Annotated in this window: 18 protein-coding genes, 3 tRNA genes and 1 pseudogene; 12 read left to right on the top strand and 10 right to left on the bottom strand. The window is 34.7% G+C overall.

Annotated features, from left to right (window positions below; all coding sequences use genetic code 11):
* Positions 1 to 4: 4 nt before the first annotated feature.
* The 3 genes from H3T96_RS13945 to H3T96_RS13935 form a co-directional block, all read right to left on the bottom strand.
* A tRNA-Pro gene (locus H3T96_RS13945) sits at positions 5 to 81 on the bottom strand.
* Between the two features lie 21 nt (positions 82 to 102).
* Positions 103 to 178 (bottom strand) — tRNA-His (locus tag H3T96_RS13940).
* A gap of 124 nt (positions 179 to 302) precedes the next feature.
* The gene (locus H3T96_RS13935) at positions 303 to 1598 is read right to left on the bottom strand and encodes a serine dehydratase subunit alpha family protein (protein WP_144093408.1); all 1296 of its coding nucleotides are present in this window, start codon (positions 1596 to 1598) and stop codon (positions 303 to 305) included.
* Positions 1599 to 1958: 360 nt separating this feature from the next.
* On the opposite strand from H3T96_RS13935, the gene H3T96_RS13930 reads away from it, so the two are divergent.
* Positions 1959 to 2639, top strand: coding sequence for a response regulator transcription factor (locus H3T96_RS13930; protein ID WP_065739111.1), 681 nt, complete (start codon positions 1959 to 1961; stop codon positions 2637 to 2639).
* A 16-nt stretch (positions 2640 to 2655) separates the two neighbouring features.
* The gene (locus H3T96_RS13925; protein ID WP_086326864.1) at positions 2656 to 3987 is read left to right on the top strand and encodes an ATP-binding protein; all 1332 of its coding nucleotides are present in this window, start codon (positions 2656 to 2658) and stop codon (positions 3985 to 3987) included.
* On the opposite strand, the gene H3T96_RS13920 is transcribed toward H3T96_RS13925, so the two are convergent.
* Positions 3968 to 4720 carry a M15 family metallopeptidase gene (locus H3T96_RS13920; RefSeq protein ID WP_144093406.1) on the bottom strand — a complete coding sequence of 251 codons (753 nt, stop codon included), beginning with the start codon at positions 4718 to 4720 and terminating at the stop codon, positions 3968 to 3970. The genes H3T96_RS13925 and H3T96_RS13920 overlap by 20 nt on opposite strands.
* 100 nt (positions 4721 to 4820) lie before the next feature.
* On the opposite strand from H3T96_RS13920, the gene H3T96_RS13915 reads away from it, so the two are divergent.
* From H3T96_RS13915 to H3T96_RS13905, 3 genes are read left to right on the top strand one after another with little or no spacing between them, the layout of a single operon-like run.
* Positions 4821 to 6002 (top strand): bifunctional tRNA (adenosine(37)-C2)-methyltransferase TrmG/ribosomal RNA large subunit methyltransferase RlmN, encoded by a 1182-nt coding sequence (locus H3T96_RS13915; RefSeq protein WP_144093404.1) that lies wholly within the window; start codon positions 4821 to 4823, stop codon positions 6000 to 6002.
* A 26-nt stretch (positions 6003 to 6028) separates the two neighbouring features.
* Positions 6029 to 6643, top strand: coding sequence for a tetratricopeptide repeat protein (locus H3T96_RS13910; RefSeq protein ID WP_039129176.1), 615 nt, complete (start codon positions 6029 to 6031; stop codon positions 6641 to 6643).
* 45 nt (positions 6644 to 6688) lie between these two features.
* Positions 6689 to 7264: a manganese efflux pump MntP family protein gene (locus H3T96_RS13905; protein ID WP_144093402.1), complete on the top strand. Its 576-nt coding sequence runs from the start codon at positions 6689 to 6691 to the stop codon at positions 7262 to 7264.
* Positions 7265 to 7351: 87 nt separating this feature from the next.
* Here H3T96_RS13905 and groL read toward each other — a convergent pair whose 3' ends face one another.
* From groL to H3T96_RS13890, 3 genes are all read right to left on the bottom strand, one after another.
* Positions 7352 to 8998, bottom strand: coding sequence for a chaperonin GroEL (gene groL, locus H3T96_RS13900; protein WP_039129166.1), 1647 nt, complete (start codon positions 8996 to 8998; stop codon positions 7352 to 7354).
* Positions 8999 to 9045: 47 nt separating this feature from the next.
* Positions 9046 to 9339, bottom strand: a complete 294-nt coding sequence (locus H3T96_RS13895) for a co-chaperone GroES (RefSeq protein ID WP_034884480.1) — start codon at positions 9337 to 9339, stop codon at positions 9046 to 9048.
* Positions 9340 to 9484: 145 nt separating this feature from the next.
* Complete coding sequence (locus H3T96_RS13890; RefSeq protein ID WP_144093400.1) at positions 9485 to 9922, bottom strand: FxsA family protein; 438 nt, start codon at positions 9920 to 9922, stop codon at positions 9485 to 9487.
* Between the two features lie 159 nt (positions 9923 to 10081).
* On the opposite strand from H3T96_RS13890, the gene H3T96_RS13885 reads away from it, so the two are divergent.
* A tRNA-Phe gene (locus H3T96_RS13885) sits at positions 10082 to 10157 on the top strand.
* Positions 10158 to 10806: 649 nt separating this feature from the next.
* On the opposite strand, the gene H3T96_RS13880 is transcribed toward H3T96_RS13885, so the two are convergent.
* The gene (locus H3T96_RS13880) at positions 10807 to 10989 is read right to left on the bottom strand and encodes a hypothetical protein (protein ID WP_144093398.1); all 183 of its coding nucleotides are present in this window, start codon (positions 10987 to 10989) and stop codon (positions 10807 to 10809) included.
* 487 nt (positions 10990 to 11476) lie between these two features.
* Between H3T96_RS13880 and H3T96_RS13875 the strand changes: the two are divergent.
* The 4 genes and pseudogenes from H3T96_RS13875 to H3T96_RS13860 all read left to right on the top strand — a co-directional run.
* Positions 11477 to 11603: pseudogene (locus H3T96_RS13875) on the top strand (RtcB family protein); the annotation flags it as partial.
* A gap of 127 nt (positions 11604 to 11730) precedes the next feature.
* Positions 11731 to 13314 (top strand): hypothetical protein, encoded by a 1584-nt coding sequence (locus H3T96_RS13870; RefSeq protein ID WP_144093396.1) that lies wholly within the window; start codon positions 11731 to 11733, stop codon positions 13312 to 13314.
* Positions 13315 to 13367: 53 nt separating this feature from the next.
* Positions 13368 to 14123: a nucleotidyltransferase domain-containing protein gene (locus H3T96_RS13865; RefSeq protein ID WP_144093394.1), complete on the top strand. Its 756-nt coding sequence runs from the start codon at positions 13368 to 13370 to the stop codon at positions 14121 to 14123.
* 15 nt (positions 14124 to 14138) lie between these two features.
* Complete coding sequence (locus H3T96_RS13860) at positions 14139 to 15200, top strand: DNA polymerase beta superfamily protein (RefSeq protein WP_144093392.1); 1062 nt, start codon at positions 14139 to 14141, stop codon at positions 15198 to 15200.
* Positions 15201 to 15265: 65 nt separating this feature from the next.
* On the opposite strand, the gene H3T96_RS13855 is transcribed toward H3T96_RS13860, so the two are convergent.
* Positions 15266 to 15520 carry an alpha-glucosidase C-terminal domain-containing protein gene (locus tag H3T96_RS13855; RefSeq protein WP_260846893.1) on the bottom strand — a complete coding sequence of 85 codons (255 nt, stop codon included), beginning with the start codon at positions 15518 to 15520 and terminating at the stop codon, positions 15266 to 15268.
* Positions 15521 to 15529: 9 nt separating this feature from the next.
* Positions 15530 to 16048 (bottom strand): alpha-amylase family glycosyl hydrolase, encoded by a 519-nt coding sequence (locus tag H3T96_RS13850; RefSeq protein ID WP_144093388.1) that lies wholly within the window; start codon positions 16046 to 16048, stop codon positions 15530 to 15532.
* A gap of 801 nt (positions 16049 to 16849) precedes the next feature.
* Here H3T96_RS13850 and H3T96_RS13845 point away from each other — a divergent pair.
* Together H3T96_RS13845 and H3T96_RS13840 are read left to right on the top strand one after the other, a co-directional pair.
* Entirely contained in the window at positions 16850 to 17851 is a 1002-nt protein-coding gene (locus H3T96_RS13845) for a 3-oxoacyl-[acyl-carrier-protein] synthase III C-terminal domain-containing protein (RefSeq protein WP_144093387.1), read from the top strand.
* Positions 17848 to 18855 carry an NAD(P)-dependent oxidoreductase gene (locus tag H3T96_RS13840; RefSeq protein ID WP_144093385.1) on the top strand — a complete coding sequence of 336 codons (1008 nt, stop codon included), beginning with the start codon at positions 17848 to 17850 and terminating at the stop codon, positions 18853 to 18855. Before H3T96_RS13845 ends, H3T96_RS13840 begins: the two co-directional genes overlap by 4 nt.
* The last annotated feature ends 1 nt before the right edge of the window (position 18856 follow it).

Genomic DNA, 18856 nt, shown 5'->3' with positions numbered 1-18856 from the left:
AAATTGGTCGGCGAGAGAGGATTCGAACCTCCGACCCACTGGTCCCAAACCAGTTGCGCTACCAAGCTGCGCTACTCGCCGTTAGATTTCTGCTCTATAAAATGGGGTGGCTAATGGGATTCGAACCCACGACAACTGGAATCACAATCCAGGGCTCTACCAACTGAGCTATAGCCACCATAGAAGCAGGACGAAATATTACGCATAAAAAATAACATTGTCCAGTATATTTTTTCAAAAATGCACTGATTGCTTATATTAAAAGCGTTAAAAGCTTAATATTTTACCACAAGCCGATGTTTTTAAGCTTTATGTGACATAATATCAATAATTTGCGTGTCGGTTGCTTTCATACTATTGCTAACAATGGCTCCAAGATTATTAATTGAAGTTTCAACGCTATCACCAACTATACCTTCTTTACCTGTCACTCGAATACGATTTAATGCCATTAAAACAGCTTTAAAGCTTGAAGAGACCGAAGTTGATACTTTCATAGCGCAGCTATTTGAAGCTCCATCACAAATAATGCCCGATAAATCACCAATCATACTACAAATAGCCATTTCAACAGGTTCATATTGGCCTTTACCAAGTAACCATGCCATACCCGCCGCCGATCCCATTGCGGCTGTGGATGCAGCACAAAGTGCCGATAATGGCGGAAATTTACTATGTATATAAATTGCAATAGTATGAGATAAAATGAGTGCTCTAGCTAGTTGCTCTGCGGTTGATTTTAAGTAATCGGCAACCACGACTACAGGCATCGTTGCGGTAATACCCTGATTACCCGAACCAGAATTACTCATCGCTGGTAAAGTTGCACCGCCCATTCTGGCATCTGATGCTGCTGTTGTGCGAATAATTACTTTTGATAATAGGTCATCGGCTAACAAACCAGTATTTATTTGTTCATGTAGTGTAGCCGCAATACTTAAGCCATATTCTCGTCTTAATCCTTCTTGAGATAAAGCATCGTTTAATTCAGCAGAATGTAAAATAAATTTGATATCATCAAAATTAGATTGTGTTGCAAACTCATATATCTGTTTAACTGATATATGAGTTATGACTGATTCTTTTTTAGACTCACTTTGTGTTTTATTATCTGCTTTGAAAATTACTTCACCATTTTTTTCTATTAATATTATGTTGGTGTGTGAGTTTTCAATACATACTCTAACATGATCGTCATTAGCATAAATATTGGCTTCAGAATAAATTGCCGTATTATTATTAGCAATTTGTACATTCACTTTTTGCTCTTTAAGTAGAGCTTTAGCTTGGTTAATTTGTTTAGGTGTAATCTTTTTTAGTACTTCAAGACCTGCTTCGGCATCACCGCCGATTGCGCCAATCGCTGCTGCAATTGGTAAACCCACCATACCTGTGCCAGGAACAGTAACTGCCATACCATTTTTCATTAAATTTGGTGAAACATAAGCGTCAATGTGGCTGATACTGTTTTTATCAATATATTTAGCCGCAACAGCTGACGCCAAAGCAAGAGATATAGGCTCTGTACAGCCTAATGCAGGTAAAACTTCATGTTTCACCAATTGAATTAATTCTTGCCACACTACTTGTTGTTCCATTTTTTATCTCCATATTACTGCCTATAATAAATAGTGCTAGATGGTGAAACATTTAATTAAAAATAAACATAATATTTAGTTTAAATTTTAATGTTAAGATTGCAAAGTAAATAATTAAATATGTTGCACTAAAATAAATAGAGGTTATTATTTAAAATATTTTTATAAAAAATTAATGTTAATCTTTTTAAAAAAATATGTTGCAATTTAGTGTTAATCTAGACTTTTTATTTGGTTAAACAGTGAATTAAATAATCAGGAATTGTTCAAAATATGTAATATTTTAGTAAAATTACCTGACTTTTTTTTTATTATTGTAATAATGTAACTACATAAAATTAATAATAATGGCTACGTATGATAAATATTTTGTTAATTGATGATGATGTCGAATTATCACAAATGCTTAGTGAATATTTAACCAATGAAGGTTTTAATATTAAAAGTGTCTATTTGGGTAAAGATGCTATTGATGAAGCATTATCGGGAAAATATCGTGCTGCAATTCTAGATGTAATGTTACCAGATATTAATGGTATTGATGTTCTTAAAAGTATACGTCAACACTGTAATATGCCCGTTATTATGTTAACCGCGAAAGGTGATAATATCGATCGTGTGTTAGGTTTAGAATTAGGTGCTGATGATTACATCCCTAAACCATGTTATCCTCGAGAACTACTAGCCCGATTACGTGCTGTGTTACGCCGTTTTGATGAACGAACAGTTGAATTGGTAGATGATAAAAAATACCATTTTAATGGTTTGACATTAGATTTACCGCAACGGTTATGTACATGGAATGGACAGGCTATTGATTTAACATCTACTGAATTCAATTTATTAGTCTTATTGGTAAAAAATAGCGAACGTGTTGTTACTAAAGAAGAGTTGTCCGAAGTTGGGCTTGGTCGTGCTCGAGAACTTTATGATCGTAGTGTTGATGTACACATTAGTAATATTCGCCAGAAATTATTTCAAGTTGCCCAAAACGACGTGACAATTGAAACCATCAGAGCTGTAGGTTATCGCATTCGTTAATAATAATAGGTTTGCTATGAATCGTCGATTATTTTGGAAAATACTTATTGTATTTTGCGTGATGTTTTTTCTCACCTTTCAACTGACATGGATTGCTTTTTCTGTCTATGTAGAAGGAAAAAATAAACAAATCCTCAATCATATGCCGACAAAAGTCGATATGATTGCGCAATTATTGCATGTAGCCGGTGAAGAAGATACGCTTAATTTTATTGCACATTTACCCGAACGTGAGCGAGTATTATTGTCAATAAAATTGGTCTCGCCTCAAAATGATCAAGTTAATATTCTAAACGATGAATTAGAATCGCCTAATTATATGTACCAACGTTCAGCTGTGGCCCCAGATGGAACACTGTATTCTGTTTCGTTTAAAAAAGAAGAAATAAATACTCAGTTCCAAAATATACTGTTTAATATGCCGATGCCTATTACGCTGGCGGGAATTTTTGTTGGGCTTACGTTAAGTCTTACTTTAGCTTGGAATTTAACTAAACCAATGCGATTATTAAGGCAGGCCTTTTTTCAAGTATCACAAGGTAATCTTTCGGTTCGATTATTTGATAAGCTAGAATATCGGCATGATGAAATAAGTGAAGTGGGTAAAGATTTTGATATGATGGTTGAACAACTTAATATCTTGATCTCAGATCGCCAGTCACTGCTTCATGACGTATCACACGAACTTAGAACACCACTGGCACGTTTGCAGTTAGCTATTGGGCTTGCTCAACAAAATAAACAAAATATCGATACTTGTTTAGCGAGAATTGAACTGGAATCTGAACGATTAGATCAGTTAATTGGCGAAATATTAAAATACTCTCGTACTGAAATGAACAATCGTAATGATGAAGAATATTTTGACTTGAAAGATTTATTAAGTGTGGTGATCAGTGATGCTAATTATGAAGCAAATCACCAACAGATTGATGTACATTTTATTCCTTCAACAATTAATCATTCGATTGTCAAAGGCAATTCGGAACAGATACGTCGTGCAATTGAAAACATTATTCGTAATGCGATTCGTTTTTCTGAAGCAGGGCAGGCTATTGAGGTCTCATTAAAAGAAACGAACAAATACTTACAAATAGAAGTTAAAGATCGTGGACCGGGTGTTGAATGGAATAAATTATCCAGCATTTTTGAACCATTTGTCCGTATTCAGTCACCACAACTTGGCAAAGGTTATGGACTGGGATTAGCGATTGCTCGAAAGACCGTTGTTATGCACAACGGTACTATTAAGGCAGCAAACCGAGAAGGTGGTGGACTTGTTGTTACTATATATTTACCTTATTGGCGTAAATATCAAACGCTTACACCTAGTAACAATCACTATTAACGGATAATACATACTCTTTAACCAATTCTGTTAATTTAATTTTATCATGCCCTGTAAAGTTCAGGGTTTGTATAACTTTATTAGGATCACTGTCTAATATCGCTTTATACTCCGCAATATATTGACTGGCAATAGGTTTGTATGACCAATGCCACTCTTCGGGAAGATATCCACCTTTACGGCCTTCGTTAAAAGCCTGACAAAAACCATACTTAGGCATATTTTCTTGTAACCATTTATAAAGAATAATACCTTTTTTATCTTGCTTAAAAAATTCAGATGACAAGCTAGTAATATCAATGTCTGTTCCCCAATGATGTCTTGAAGTGCCAGGCATGGATGAAAATTTTAAAATTTCTGCAGCAATGTTTTGTGGATCATTGATTTTTTGCAACAATGCATCCCATTTGCGTTGCCAAATACCATTTTGATAAGTGTAATTACGAGTTGCACTGACTACAATAAAAGGAATATCTGGATGTATCTTTTTAAAATCATTATAAGCTTTGATCAGTTGTTCTGTTGGCTCTTTTTGTAGATACATTCCTTTTTTATTAACAGGTAACACTGTCGAATCTAATGCTATAAAGTTGCTGTCTTTTTTTTCGTCAAATTGACCGGTAAGTTTACTTAATGGAATTGAATGTGCCATAGTAATTGTCGAGTATAAAAATAGAGTTGATATCAATGCAAAATTGAGAATTACTTTTAATTTTACTGTTTTTATTATCATTTTGAGTTTCTATAATATTCTATTAGCCAGATAATGTGAAAACCAGTATAATCCTTTCCCTAAAAATTGAAATAGCCATAATGTGTAAAAACGAGGCCTTATGTTAAAACCAGCTACATCCAGTACGTCTGTAATTAATTCAGATGCTGCAAATACAATCAATGTTAATTCAACACAAGAAAAAATAAATCTACTTAATTTTACGCGTCAGCAATTGCGTGATTTTTTTATATCGCTTGGGGAAAAACCCTTTAGAGCCGATCAAGTTATGAAATGGATCTACCATTTTGGTATCGATGACTTCGATCAAATGACTGATATTAATAAAAAACTACGTGAACAGTTAAAAACCTTGGCTGAAATTAAAGCGCCTAAAATTGCTATTGAACAACGTTCATCTGATGGTACCATTAAATGGGCATTAGATGTGGGAAATAATCAGATGATTGAATCTGTGTATATTCCTGAGCGAGACCGTGCTACATTGTGTGTTTCATCACAGGTAGGCTGTGCGCTGGAATGTAAATTCTGTTCAACCGCTCAACAAGGTTTTAATCGCAATTTAACCGTTTCTGAAATTATTGGCCAAGTTTGGCGTGCATCCAATGCTATTGGGGTCACAGGTAAATTAGCTGACAGACCTATCACTAATGTTGTTATGATGGGGATGGGTGAACCTTTATTAAATTTATCTAACGTAGCGCCTGCAATGGAAATTATGTTAGATGATTTTGGCTATGGTTTATCAAAAAGACGAGTAACACTTTCAACCTCTGGTGTAGTACCCGCTTTAGATAAATTGGCAGGAATGATTGATGTTGCATTAGCGATTTCACTTCATGCTCCCAATGATGAGATCCGTAGTGAAATTATGCCAATCAACCAAAAATATAATATGGCAATGCTACGTGATTCAATTTTACGTTATCTTTCAACATCAAATGCCAATCACGGTAAAGTAACTATTGAATATGTTTTACTGAATCAAATTAATGATAGTGTTGAGCATGCTCATGAACTGGCGAAGTTCTTGAAAAATGTGCCAAGTAAAATCAATTTAATTCCATGGAATCCATTCCCTGGAGCACCTTATTCTCGTTGTTCAAATACAAGAATTGATAGATTTATGAAAACGTTAATGGGTTATGGTTTCACAGTAATTGTTCGTAAAACACGCGGAGATGATATTGACGCAGCTTGCGGGCAACTTGCTGGTGAAGTAGTTGATCGTACGAAACGAACCCTTTATAAAAAGCAAAATCTTGTTCAGAAAACAGCATAATCTTCTAATATAAAAAGGAAGGATAAATGAAAAAATCGCTAATAGTATTAAGCTGTTTTGCCATGCTAATGCTAGCAGGTTGTCAAACCAATAACAGAGAAGAGTTTGACCCAGAGACCGCGGCATTAGCAAGAATGCGATTAGGACTAGGCTATTTAGCTAAAGCAAACGAATCGGAAGAAAATGTTAAGGCTGCACATTATAATCTAAAATTAGCGTCTCAATATTCGCCCAACAATCCACAAGTGATGCTAGCAATGGCAATGTTTGATCAACATGTTGGCGAATATGATGAAGCTGAAATGATTTATAAACGTATCACATTAATGCAACCAGGTAACGGTTTATATCGTGTTCATTACGGCTCTTTTCTGTGTGGTAGAGATCGTTATCAAGAAGCTCAAAAACAATTTGAACAAAGCTTAGAGCTAGACAAACATCGTTGGAAAGCCGATGCCTATGAGCAATATGGTTATTGCGCTATCCAAAATGGAGATAAAAAAATAGCAGATCTTATGTTCAAACAACTTTTTGAATATGATTCTAGTCGTCGAAGTAGTGTGATAAAAACAGCTGAAATTTATGAAAATAAAGGCGATCAAAATATTGCAAACTATCTATTTTTAGTATCAAAAAAATAAATCATAAAAATTAAAATAAATATTCTAGAAGCAAGAGTAAGTGTCATGAGTTTATTGACTATTATGTTATTGGCGCTGGCAATGTCGAGCGATGCCTTTGCTGTCGCTTTGTGTCGTGGTATATCATTAAAATCCACACCTTTTTTAGGTGCGTTAAAAATTGGTGTCTTATTTGGTATTATTGAGGCGATGACCCCACTACTTGGTTGGTTAATTGGTTATATTGCCTTGCAATATATCGAAAAATGGGATCATTGGGTCGTGTTTGCTATCATGTTGTTTTTAGGTATTAACATGATTTATAGCAGCCTAAAATCATCAGATGAAGATGACCAACAAGAACCGATATCATCAAATAAAAAATCCTTTTTCATGTTAATCTTTACCGCTATATCAACGAGCATTGATGCATTTGCCGTTGGGGTAGGTTTAGCGATGGCGAATGTTAATATCTATTTTACTGCGTCAATGATTGGGCTGGCAACTTGTGTGATGGTGACAACAGGTCTGCTATTAGGTAAGAAAATAGGGTGTGTTATAGGCAAAAAAGCTGAGCTATTTGGAGGATTCGTGCTGATCGCAATCGGTGTAATCACGCTTTATCAGCATTTAACAACCTAATTTCAATATTTTATAAAAACTGTTTTAGATATAAAAAAACCACTCACATATTGGAGTGGTTTTTTATTGGATGAATAATAGGGGAAATTACATCATTCCGCCCATTCCTCCCATGCCGCCCATACCACCAGCAGCACCTAAATCAGCTTTATCATCTTTAGGTAAATCAGTAACCATACATTCAGTTGTGATCATAAGACCTGCTACTGATGCAGCATATTGTAATGCGCTACGAGTTACTTTAGTTGGATCTAAAATACCCATGGCAATCATATCACCATACTCTTCAGTTGATGCATTGTAGCCATAGTTACCTTTACCACCTTTAACCGCATTAACAACAACAGAAGCTTCTTCACCACAGTTAGTAACGATTTGACGTAATGGTGCTTCCATCGCGCGAAGAGCTACTTTAATACCAACGTTTTGATCTTCGTTTGCACCTTTAAGATCTAAAATCGCAGAAGCAGCTCTAACTAATGCAACACCACCACCAGCAACAACACCTTCTTCAACGGCTGCGCGAGTCGCATGTAATGCATCTTCTACACGTGCTTTTTTCTCTTTCATTTCAACTTCAGTTGCTGCACCAACTTTAATTACTGCAACACCGCCAGCTAATTTAGCAACACGTTCTTGAAGTTTTTCTTTATCGTAGTCAGAAGTTGATTCTTCAATTTGTTTACGAATTTGTTCAACACGTGCATTAATTAATGATTCTTCACCAACACCATCAATGATAGTTGTGTTATCTTTGTTGATTACAACGCGTTTTGCTTGACCTAAATCTTCAAGTGTTGCTTTTTCAAGCTCTAAACCGATTTCTTCTGAAATAACTGTACCTGAAGTTAAGATAGCAATATCTTGTAACATTGCTTTACGACGATCACCAAAACCAGGCGCTTTAACCGCGGCAACTTTAACAATACCACGCATAGTATTGACAACTAAAGTTGCTAATGCTTCGCCTTCAACATCTTCAGCGATAATTAATAGTGATTTACCTGCTTTAGCAACCGCTTCTAATACTGGTAATAATTCACGGATGTTAGAGATTTTTTTATCAGCTAATAAAATATATGGGCTGTCTAATTCAACAGTAGCTGTTTCTGGTTTATTGATGAAATATGGTGATAAATAACCACGGTCAAACTGCATACCTTCAACAACATCAAGCTCGTCTTGTAAACCAGTACCATCTTCAACAGTGATAACACCTTCTTTACCTACTCTTTCCATTGCTTGAGCAATTAAAGTACCAACCGTTTCATCAGAGTTTGCTGAAATAGTACCAACTTGCGCAATCGCTTTAGAATCAGCACATGGTGAAGATAATTTTTTAAGCTCTTCAACTGCAGCAACCACAGCTTTATCAATACCACGTTTTAAATCCATTGGATTCATGCCCGCAGCAACAGCTTTTAAACCTTCATTAACGATAGCTTGAGCAAGTACTGTTGCTGTTGTTGTACCGTCACCCGCTGCATCATTTGCTTTTGAAGCAACTTCTTTAACCATTTGTGCACCCATGTTTTCGAATTTATCTTCTAATTCGATTTCACGAGCAACTGAAACTCCATCTTTAGTAATAGTTGGGGCACCAAATGATTTATCTAATACAACATTACGTCCTTTTGGACCTAACGTTACTTTAACTGCATCAGCTAATACATTCACACCTTTGAGCATCTTAGCACGAGCGTCATTTCCAAATTTTACATCTTTAGCTGCCATCTTCGTATTTCTCCTAGATTCTGTATATAAGTTAAATTATTTGCCAGTTATGCTTCAACAATGGCTAAAATATCGGTTTCTGATAGGATAAGCACTTCTTCGTTATCGATTTTTTCTGTTTTAACGCCATATCCTTCATTGAAAATTACGATATCACCAACTTTAACATCTAATGGCTGAACTTGACCATTTTCCAAAATGCGACCATTACCAACAGCTAAAACCTCACCACGTGTTGATTTACCAGCAGCTGAACCAGTTAAAACAATACCGCCAGCTGATTTTGATTCTACTTCTTTGCGTTTAATGATCACACGATCATGCAATGGACGAATTTTCATTAGTTATCTCCTAGCACTAATTTTTACTTAAATAATTATTAACAATAAATCATAAAAATATGATATGTATTATATAGTGCACAATACATGGGGATTATTTTAAATTCTTCAAGAGAATAAAATAAAAAAAAATCCAATTGATTATTTATTCGTCACTCTTTCGTTCGAATTCCCCTTCAATAACATCATTCATTTGTGTATTGCTGTTAGAATAAAATGAATAAAATTTAGAAGGTAATTTCCCAATAATAAAGCGAACAATATATTCTTGAACCCACGGAATTAACATAATAGCACCAAGAATGTCAGTTAAAAAACCTGGAATAAGTAATAAAAAGCCGGCAAATAATAAAGATACGCTCTTAATAATTTCATCTTTAGGACTTTGTTGATTAGCAATTTTTTGTTGCATAATACTTAGATTTCTTAAACCTTGTTTTTTTATTAATGAAAGCCCAATAATTGAAGTGGCAATAATCCCAATCAAAGCAAGAAAAACACCAATTGAATCAGCAACTGTTATAAAGAAACTCACTTCAAAATAAGCATAAATAAAAAAAATAATAAAACCAAAAACTCGCATATAAAAATTCCTCTAAATATAGAGTGATATTATTCTAACTAAACTATTAATATAGTGGCAATTAGTTAAATTTCAACCAATCAGTATGTATTTTTAAAAATATCTTATAAAAGGGATTGACGGATAATCGAGAATCGTGTTTAATACAGCTCCATTGTTGCCCGGATAGCTCAGTCGGTAGAGCAGGGGATTGAAAATCCCCGTGTCCGTGGTTCGATTCCGCGTCCGGGCACCAATTCCAAAAAAGACACCAGCTTAAAGCTGGTTTTTTTATGTCTAAAGCCTTTTCAAATAAGCCTTTCAGCTTGTTTCACTACTCAACCGAATTCAACTGGAATTACCCCAAATCAAGCGGAAAATCGGATACAAACCCGGATACATTTGGTTCGATAATGGCGTGTATCCATAAAATGGCTTTAAAGCCTTTATTGGCAAGGGTTATAGAGAATTGCTTGTAAAATTCACGTTTCTTTATTTAATCAGTATTGAGGTTATTATTCCGTTTTATGGCAGCAATCACCAAATTTTAAGATTTGATAAATTCGAGTGGATAACCATGATGTTCAGCCAGTTTATCCAGATAACGGGCAACTCTACCTGCCAGCAGCTGACTGCAATATCAATGCTAATGCCTCACGATTAAAGCCATCTATCACATTATTGAAGTTCTAAATCGGTGTTGATTGCGGCTGCTGTCACTCATAAAATTCATTGATCAGCATTCACCTTGTTTATTGGATGCTGATAGTTTTTCAGGGCTTCGTGGAGCGAGCAATACGCTGTTTATGCTTTATCCTGAGATTAAACCTTAATTCACAATACACCCGTTTATGGTTCCATTTATAACCCTGCTTTCTGATGCGATTAAAACATTTGGCAAAACCTCAGCGTAAATGCTTATTAGTCATCGTACTGAGTACCGATATAATCACCAAATTATCCGATAACTTAGGTTGATAATAGTAAGCACAGCAGCTTAAGCTAACGATATTGCTGCTCATGGCAATAGTAATAGAATGACTTTCTTGCAATTGCACTACCCAAACTTTACGTTTCTTAGTAGGCACTAGAGCTTTTTTATAAATTCCTTCTGGATCTGAGCTTTTAAACTGAGTTCAACAACCACCTGCTTAAACTTAAGATTTTCAATCTTCTTTTAAGATAGATATAACTTGATGTTCAGTCATTTTTTCATGGTTAAATCCTCTGTGGATTAATAAAGAGAATGTTCTACTCTTTAACTGTACTATTCTAGGGGGTAGTTACAGATTTTTTTAATATTAATAATAAACCTTGTAGGTGTATTATAATCTTCGGTTGATAATGTTCGGGTCTATGAACGTTTATACCTTTTTCTTTTAATCCATCAAATGTAGATGGAATATTAATTTCATGAATAATATGCAAAACTATATAAATAAGCACTTCGCTCGTACCTAAGGAATCAACAATATGTGATCGCCAAATTTTCTAAAAAATTTGTTTTAGGATTCATCGATATCACCAATAGACGTTAAAGGTTCTTTCTTTTTAGAGAAAGAAACAAAACACAATAAAGATGCAAATGTTATTGATGAAATTCCAATGGCATATAAAGCATATTGATGCTGTAATGACGGCACAAAATGAATTAGTTGAGATTGTTCATCAACTACGACAAGTGGTCTGTGTGAAAGGATAAATGATATCGAAGATAACTTCCTTGATGATCATGGCGGTAATAATATGATAACTAATGATTACTTATAGCATTTTGATATAAACAATTAATCATTCACGATAACGATAAGATATTTTAAGAATAAACAATGACAACGAATTTAAACACAACAACTGAGCAACCATTCCCAATAGTATGGGATAACAATAGAATCAGTATTTATCAGTTTTTACTCCCTTATCAAAATGCTGATAAATTACCAGAGATAGCGGAAACGCTCCCTGATGATGAATCTTTGGATAATAACGAATTCAAATGGGCAGATGGAGCAATGGATGGTGTTATCAATCATCACGGCGCATCGACAGAACAAAATTGTGTAGAAAATATGCTAATGTTGCTTCAACAAATAACAATACAACCTAATCAGTCAGATATCGAGCAACTGTATAATTTAGTCACCACTGAACGTACATTAAGCTTTATTGATGATTTAGCTGAAGCAATACCGAACATTGATGTTGATTTTGATAAATTATATGAGTTTATCTATTGGTTAGCCATTAATAGCCCTGATCGTGAAATCATTAAATTTAGTATTGCTATATTGGGTTCTTTTACCACCGAACAAACCGAACTATTTATGTTATTCGGTATGCATAATGAGTTTAGCTTATATTCTGCTATTGCATTAGAAAATACATTATCATCTGAAAATGATATTGAAAATACCTTAATGAAACTAGCCCAAAAAGTTGATGGTTGGGGACGTATTCAAATCGTCGAACGGTTAACCAACTATCCATTATCATCAGCAAGCAAAGATTGGTTGTTAAGAGCCGGTTATCAAAATAGCATTATGAATGAATATCTTGCTTATACCTGCGCAGTAGCTGGTGAATTAGATAAGGTGTTAGAGCAAGAGAGTATTGATAATGAATTAATTAGCTCAATCGGTGAAATTCTAGAAGCATTAATTAACGGTGGGCCTGCTGAGGATATATATTGTTATGATGTTGCTGCTCAAGTTTGTGCCAATTATTTAACTCATCTACTTAAACAACCAAACTTAGTCGATCTGAATATATTACGAGCGGTCAAATTAATACATAATTTTGTTGCTGAGGAGGTAGATGAAAATACGCCTAACTGGCACGAACAAATAAAAGATGAAATAATCGAAAAAGCTAATCAGTTTATTCAACAAGATAAATGGTTAGAATTGATTGAAGAAAACCTAACGGCTAACAATGAGAATCAATTTTCGCTAGCAGCAGAACTTTATTCTCAATATGGTTTTGATGCATGGCCTGCACGATTTGAATATCAGAAAAAATATAATGGTGATCAGTGGAATGATTTGATGCAAAGTGATTCAATATCAAGAATCCAACAAGTTATTCAATTAGCTAATCAACAATATGATTTTGCTAAACTCGCAACCGGACCTACATTGGATGATGGATTCGGCGAAGATGATGCACATTATATATTATTACTGATATTACAAGAACTTGATCGTTTTTCTGAGGTTGGTGAAGATTTATTATTAATCGCTTTAAAAAGCCCGCTAATGCGACATCGAACTATGGCATTAAATGCTATAAAAGCTTGGGATCGGTCATTATGGTCAGACAATATCAAAACAGCAATACAAGAATTGGCAATCATTGAGCCTGATGACGAGATTAAAGAAGATTTAGCCGCATTAATAGCTGAAATGAATGATTAAAAATTTTATTCAATTGATGGTTATTATAAAAATTAATAAGGATGTTATTGAAAATGCAAAACCGTATACAAGAAAAACTTATTGAATTAGAACAACAATATAACATCAATATCATTTTTGCCTGTGAATCTGGTAGCCGAGCATGGGGATTTCCCTCACCAAATAGTGATTATGATGTTCGTTTTATTTATATTCATCCAATTGATAAATATTTATCAATTGATAATCCTGCTTCTCATCTTACTTTTCCAATCGACGATGAGTTGGATTTACATGGTTGGGATTTGAAAAAAACGTTACAGTTAATTCGCAAATCCAATACTACGCCATTTGAGTGGTTGCAGTCACCAATTATTTATCAGCAAAATAATGCAATTGCTGAGCCATTATGGCAATTATGCGCAGAATTTTTTAATGCACGTGGTAATATTTTTCACTATTTAGGTATAGCGAAAAGTGCTTGGCAAAGTAGTAAAGGGCAACAAATTGGTGTCAAAAAGTTATTTTATGTATTAAGACCACTATTATGTGCTAAATGGTGTTTAGAAAAACAGCAAATCGCACCGATGGCAATAGCACCATTATTGACGCTATTGCCCGAAAATTTACGTAACAAAATCAATAAGATTATTGAGCAAAAAGCAACCATGGCTGAATCACAACTTATCGCTATCGATCCTGAAATATTACTATTTATTGAACAATCGATGAATGATATCTTGCAACAAGTTGCACCAATAACAGAACGGCATTTTAAACCAGCTAAATTAGATCAATTTTTCATAAAAACTTTGATGGATTTGCAATAGGGAAAAGAATATCAAATGACAATTGATGATTTAAAAAGGAAAAATTTAATCTTATTTGAGGTTATCAGTGGTAGCCGTGCTTTTGGATTAGCCACTGAAACATCCGATACTGATATCAAAGGGGTATTTTATCTACCAAAAGAAAAATTTTATGGACTTGAATACATTCCGCAAATTAGTAATGCCTCAAATGATATTGTCTATTATGAATTAGGCCGGTTTGTTGAATTACTGCTTAAAAATAACCCTAATATTTTAGAAGTGTTAGCTTCCAGCTCGGAATGTATTTTATATCAACATCCGATTATGCAGCAGTTGACCCTCGATCTTTTTTTATCTAAACAAACCGAACAAACATTTGCTCACTATGCAATATCGCAAATAAAAAAAGCTAAAGGGTTGAATAAAAAAATCAATAACCCAGTAGAAGTTAAACGAAAAACAGTACTGGATTTTTGTTATATTATTCAAGGGCAACATACTTATCCAATGACCAACTGGTTAACAAAAAATGGTTTACAGCAACAGTGTTGTGGTTTAGTTAATATACCTCATGGTAAGGATTTATATGCCCTCTTCTATGACGCGTCAGGTAGTTGTGGTTATCATGGCATTATTCAGCATGAAGATTCAACGGAACTCTGTTTATCTTCGGTTAAAATCGATACCCCTGTGATGGCTTATTTGAGTTTTAATCGTGATGGCTTCTCATCGCATTGCCGTGACTATAAAGCGTATTGGCAATGGGTCGCCAATCGTAATCAACAACGTTATAAAAATAATATTGAAAATGGTAATGACTTTGATGCTAAAAACATGATGCATACTATTCGGTTATTGCAAGTTGCCTACGAAATCATGACAAAAGGAACCATTACCAATAAAAGACCTAATCGCAACGAACTGTTAGCCATTAAGCAGGGTAAATTAAGTTATGATGAGATTATGCAACTTGCTGAGTCGTTATTAGCAAAAATTGAAACCGCATCATTGTCATCGCGATTACCTGACCAACCTAATCGCCAAAAAGCATTAGCGGTTTTACTAACTATGCGTAATTACTTATATCAATCATAATGATTAATAAAAAAGCGCTCATTTTAATAACGGTGCTTTTTTACATTCAATTTTACTAAAGCTTATTATTTATCATCACCAGCCAATAAATATAATGCTTCGTATGGTCTTAATTGGATTTCAGAGTCGAATGCTGTTGCTTGCTGATAATTACTCAATAATCTTTGCCAATTAGTACCTTGTAAGGTTTTTGGTAACTGCCAGTTAACAGGTTGTTCAGTTAGATTGGTTATCACTAATAGTTGTTGATTATTGTAACGGCGCAAGTAACACCAATAATCAGCAACATTGGCGGTTAAATCTTGATAATCACCAAAAATAAATATTGGTTATTCTTTGCGTAATTTAATTAATGTTTGATAGCAGTAAAAGATCGAATTCTGATCAGCCAATGCGGCTTTGACATTAATTTGTCGATAATTATTTGCCACCTCAATCCATGGTTTTCCCGTTGTGAAACCAGCATTTAAGTTATCATCCCATTGCATAGGCGTGCGACTGTTATTACGTGATTTACTCGCTAAAATTGCTAAAATTTCAGCATCATTCATCCCTTCAGCTATTTTTTCTTGGTAGATATTTAAACTTTCGACATCACGATATTGGTTAATACTATTAAAATGCGGATTGGTTATGCCGATCTCTTCACCTTGATAGAGATATGGCGTACCTTGTAATCCATATAGCAACATAGCAAGCATTTTCACTGATTCACAGTGATATTGGTTTTCATTACCTAAGCGTGGCACAATTCGCGGTTGGTCATGATTACACCAAAAAATGGCATTCCATGCTTTAGCATGCATCCCGGTTTGCCAATCACCAATAATATTCTTTAACTCAAGCAAATCTGGTTCACCATTACCGATCCTAACTTATATCCAGATGAAAAACTTATAAATAATTTTTCCAAGATACTCTTGTGACACAGCAACTATTGGTTGTCACTAATAGACAATGATTCAAGCTTGCATTGCAAGTTTGAATATGAGATTCGTTTTTAATTGTAAAGTATGGTTTAAAAATGAATCTTGATTTTTGGGTATTAATGAGGTGGTTTGTAAAATAAATAATCGGATACAAACCCGGATACATTTGGTTCGATAATGGCGTGTATCGAAAAAATAGCTTTAAAGCCTTTGTTTGCAATGGCTATAACGAATTACTTAATCGCTATCATTTAGGATTAATGTTTTTTTCACAACAACTTAAAATTTTGTGAGGTAGATCACAAAAATAATGTGATATTGGTAATATTTTTCTCCTTTATTACCTTTAATTTGAATATTAATGGATTTTAAACAATTACAACAAAAAGTCATTAAGATCAATATTTGGAAAATAATGGTTTTACTCTAATTGCCATTGGGAAACGATTATGTGGCATCAAAACTGCCACAATGGCTATAAGTCCATAACACGAAAAGCTTGTTTGCAGCACAAAACAGTTAGAAATGATTGAATAGTTTTCTTGATTACAAAACAACAGAAAATTTTATGCCTTTCAACTTAAGAAGTTATTAATATATCTATCTTTATCACATTAAGCTAATTTTAAAATTATTATAATAGTTAAACAACCAAAGATATATTAGTACTCAACATTAAGTTATAATTATTATTACAAGATAGATTACGGGGTATCTATTATGTTGAAAGGAAATAAATTGCCAGTACCTATAAAAATTATTTCGACTGGCATTGCTTTACCGCCAGATAAAATAAAGGCGGCAGATTTAGATAAAAAACTAAATAAACCAGATGGTTATTCGCTTAAACGTTCAGGCATACTCTATCGTTATCATGCCGATACGCAGTTACAACAAGCCGATTTAGCTGCAAGCGCCATTAGTGATGCTCTCACCCGTTGTAATATTGCTGGAGAATCTATTGATTTATTAATATCTGCATGTGCTCTTCCTGTTCAAGCGCTTCCTTATACTGCTACGCATATTCTAAAAGCAAGCTCATTACCCCAAACGATAACTTGCTTTGATGTTAATGCTAGCTGTGTTAGCTTTATAAGTGCATTACAAATAGCAGCCGGTTTATTAAATACCGGTATTTATAAGCGTATAGCGATTGTTTCTGCGGATTTAGCATCACGTGGTTTAGATTGGCAAGATGAGGAATCTTCTTTAATTTTTGGTGATGGTGCAGCTTGTGCAATTGTTGAACAAGGTAACGGAAAGAGTGGCATTCTTTCATGTTTATTAGAAACCCATACTAATGGTATTGATTTGTGTGAAATTCGTGGAGGAGGCTCTCGTCGAAATATAAAAACCGGTATCGAAGAGCATGATTTCTTATTCCATATGCAAGGAAAACCGCTGTTTAAATTAGCATCATCGCTAATTGAGCCCTATTTAACCCGATTATTAAACCAAGCCGATTTAACACTTTCTGATATAGCGACTGTAATCCCCCATCAAGCTAGCCATTTATCATTAGAACACATGCGTAAGCGACTTAATATTTCTAGCGAAAGTCTAATTGATATTTACCGTTTCCGAGGCAATCAAGTATCGGCTTCAATTCCTAGTGCATTGCATGAAGCCGTAATAACTCAGCGCTTTAATCCGGGTAAACCTGCTATGTTAATCGGTACGGCAGCAGGTTTAACGTTAGGGGGAATGATTCTATTACCATGAGAATTTTAGTGACGGGTGCAACAAGTGGTTTAGGTCGCAATGCCGTGGAGTGGTTACTTACACAAGGTCATCAAGTTCATGCCACGGGTCGTAATCAAACTGTTGGAAAGCAACTTAGCGTACTTGGAGCAAAATTTACTGCACTAGATTTAATTACCGCAACAGATGCGGATTACCAGCAAATGCTTGTTGATTGTGATACGGTTTGGCACTGTGCTGCATTGTCTTCCCCTTGGGGTAAATATGATTGGTTTTATCAAGCGAATGTCGTAGTCACATCACGTTTAGCACAGTTTGCCGGTAAACTTGGTATTAAGCGTTTTATCCATATATCAACGCCATCGATATATTTTGATTTTCAATCGCACCTTAATATCACGGAAGACTACCTTGCGAAAAAGTTTGCTAATCATTACGCGAACACCAAATATCAAGCAGAAAAATGTATACAAGAATGTGTCGCGCATTACCCTAATACGGCTTATTTAATATTAAGACCTAGAGGAATTTTTGGTCCTCATGATCGCGTGATTATTCCTCGGATGCTAGCATTATTGAAACGTACTGGCGGTACATTATATCTGCCGAAAGGCGGACATGCTTTTCTTGATCTTACATTTGTGCTTAATGTTGTCTATGCCACATTTACGGCATCGAATAATCCTCATCTTCGCTCAGGTGATGTCTTTAATATTACTAACCAACAACCAAGCCAACTTATTGACTTACTTAATTTATTATTAAGGGAACATTTAGCGCTTGATTATAAAGTTCGATCACTGCCGTACCAACTTCTATATGGGGTAGCGACTTTACTAGAAGGTATCGCATCATTAACACATAAAGAGCCTACTCTAACACGTTATAGCGTTGGTACGTTATATTATGATATGACCCTAAGTCAGGAGAAAGCCATAGCCTGTTTGGGTTATCAGCCGCTGTATAGCTTAAGTGAAAGTGTTGAACTGACCGCAAATTGGTTAAAGCAGCAAAGGTTAGTATAAA

Source organism: Gilliamella sp. W8136 (genome assembly GCF_016101285.1).
In the GTDB taxonomy this organism is placed as follows: Bacteria; Pseudomonadota; Gammaproteobacteria; order Enterobacterales; family Orbaceae; genus Gilliamella; species Gilliamella apicola_N.
The sequence above is the reverse complement of the archived record's forward strand: the minus strand, read 5'-3'. Positions and strand labels throughout refer to the sequence as shown.

Bases quoted from the DNA above. Each gene is read 5' to 3' on its own strand.
- H3T96_RS13935 (WP_144093408.1), bottom strand. From the start codon at position 1,598: ATGGAACAACAAGTAGTGTGGCAAGAATTAATTCAATTGGTGAAACAT.
- H3T96_RS13925 (WP_086326864.1), top strand. From the start codon at position 2,656: ATGAATCGTCGATTATTTTGGAAAATACTTATTGTATTTTGCGTGATG.
- H3T96_RS13920 (WP_144093406.1), bottom strand. From the start codon at position 4,720: ATGATAATAAAAACAGTAAAATTAAAAGTAATTCTCAATTTTGCATTG.
- H3T96_RS13915 (WP_144093404.1), top strand. From the start codon at position 4,821: ATGTTAAAACCAGCTACATCCAGTACGTCTGTAATTAATTCAGATGCT.
- H3T96_RS13910 (WP_039129176.1), top strand. From the start codon at position 6,029: ATGAAAAAATCGCTAATAGTATTAAGCTGTTTTGCCATGCTAATGCTA.
- H3T96_RS13905 (WP_144093402.1), top strand. From the start codon at position 6,689: ATGAGTTTATTGACTATTATGTTATTGGCGCTGGCAATGTCGAGCGAT.
- groL (WP_039129166.1), bottom strand. From the start codon at position 8,998: ATGGCAGCTAAAGATGTAAAATTTGGAAATGACGCTCGTGCTAAGATG.
- H3T96_RS13895 (WP_034884480.1), bottom strand. From the start codon at position 9,339: ATGAAAATTCGTCCATTGCATGATCGTGTGATCATTAAACGCAAAGAA.
- H3T96_RS13890 (WP_144093400.1), bottom strand. From the start codon at position 9,922: ATGCGAGTTTTTGGTTTTATTATTTTTTTTATTTATGCTTATTTTGAA.
- H3T96_RS13870 (WP_144093396.1), top strand. From the start codon at position 11,731: ATGACAACGAATTTAAACACAACAACTGAGCAACCATTCCCAATAGTA.
- H3T96_RS13865 (WP_144093394.1), top strand. From the start codon at position 13,368: ATGCAAAACCGTATACAAGAAAAACTTATTGAATTAGAACAACAATAT.
- H3T96_RS13860 (WP_144093392.1), top strand. From the start codon at position 14,139: ATGACAATTGATGATTTAAAAAGGAAAAATTTAATCTTATTTGAGGTT.
- H3T96_RS13845 (WP_144093387.1), top strand. From the start codon at position 16,850: ATGTTGAAAGGAAATAAATTGCCAGTACCTATAAAAATTATTTCGACT.
- H3T96_RS13840 (WP_144093385.1), top strand. From the start codon at position 17,848: ATGAGAATTTTAGTGACGGGTGCAACAAGTGGTTTAGGTCGCAATGCC.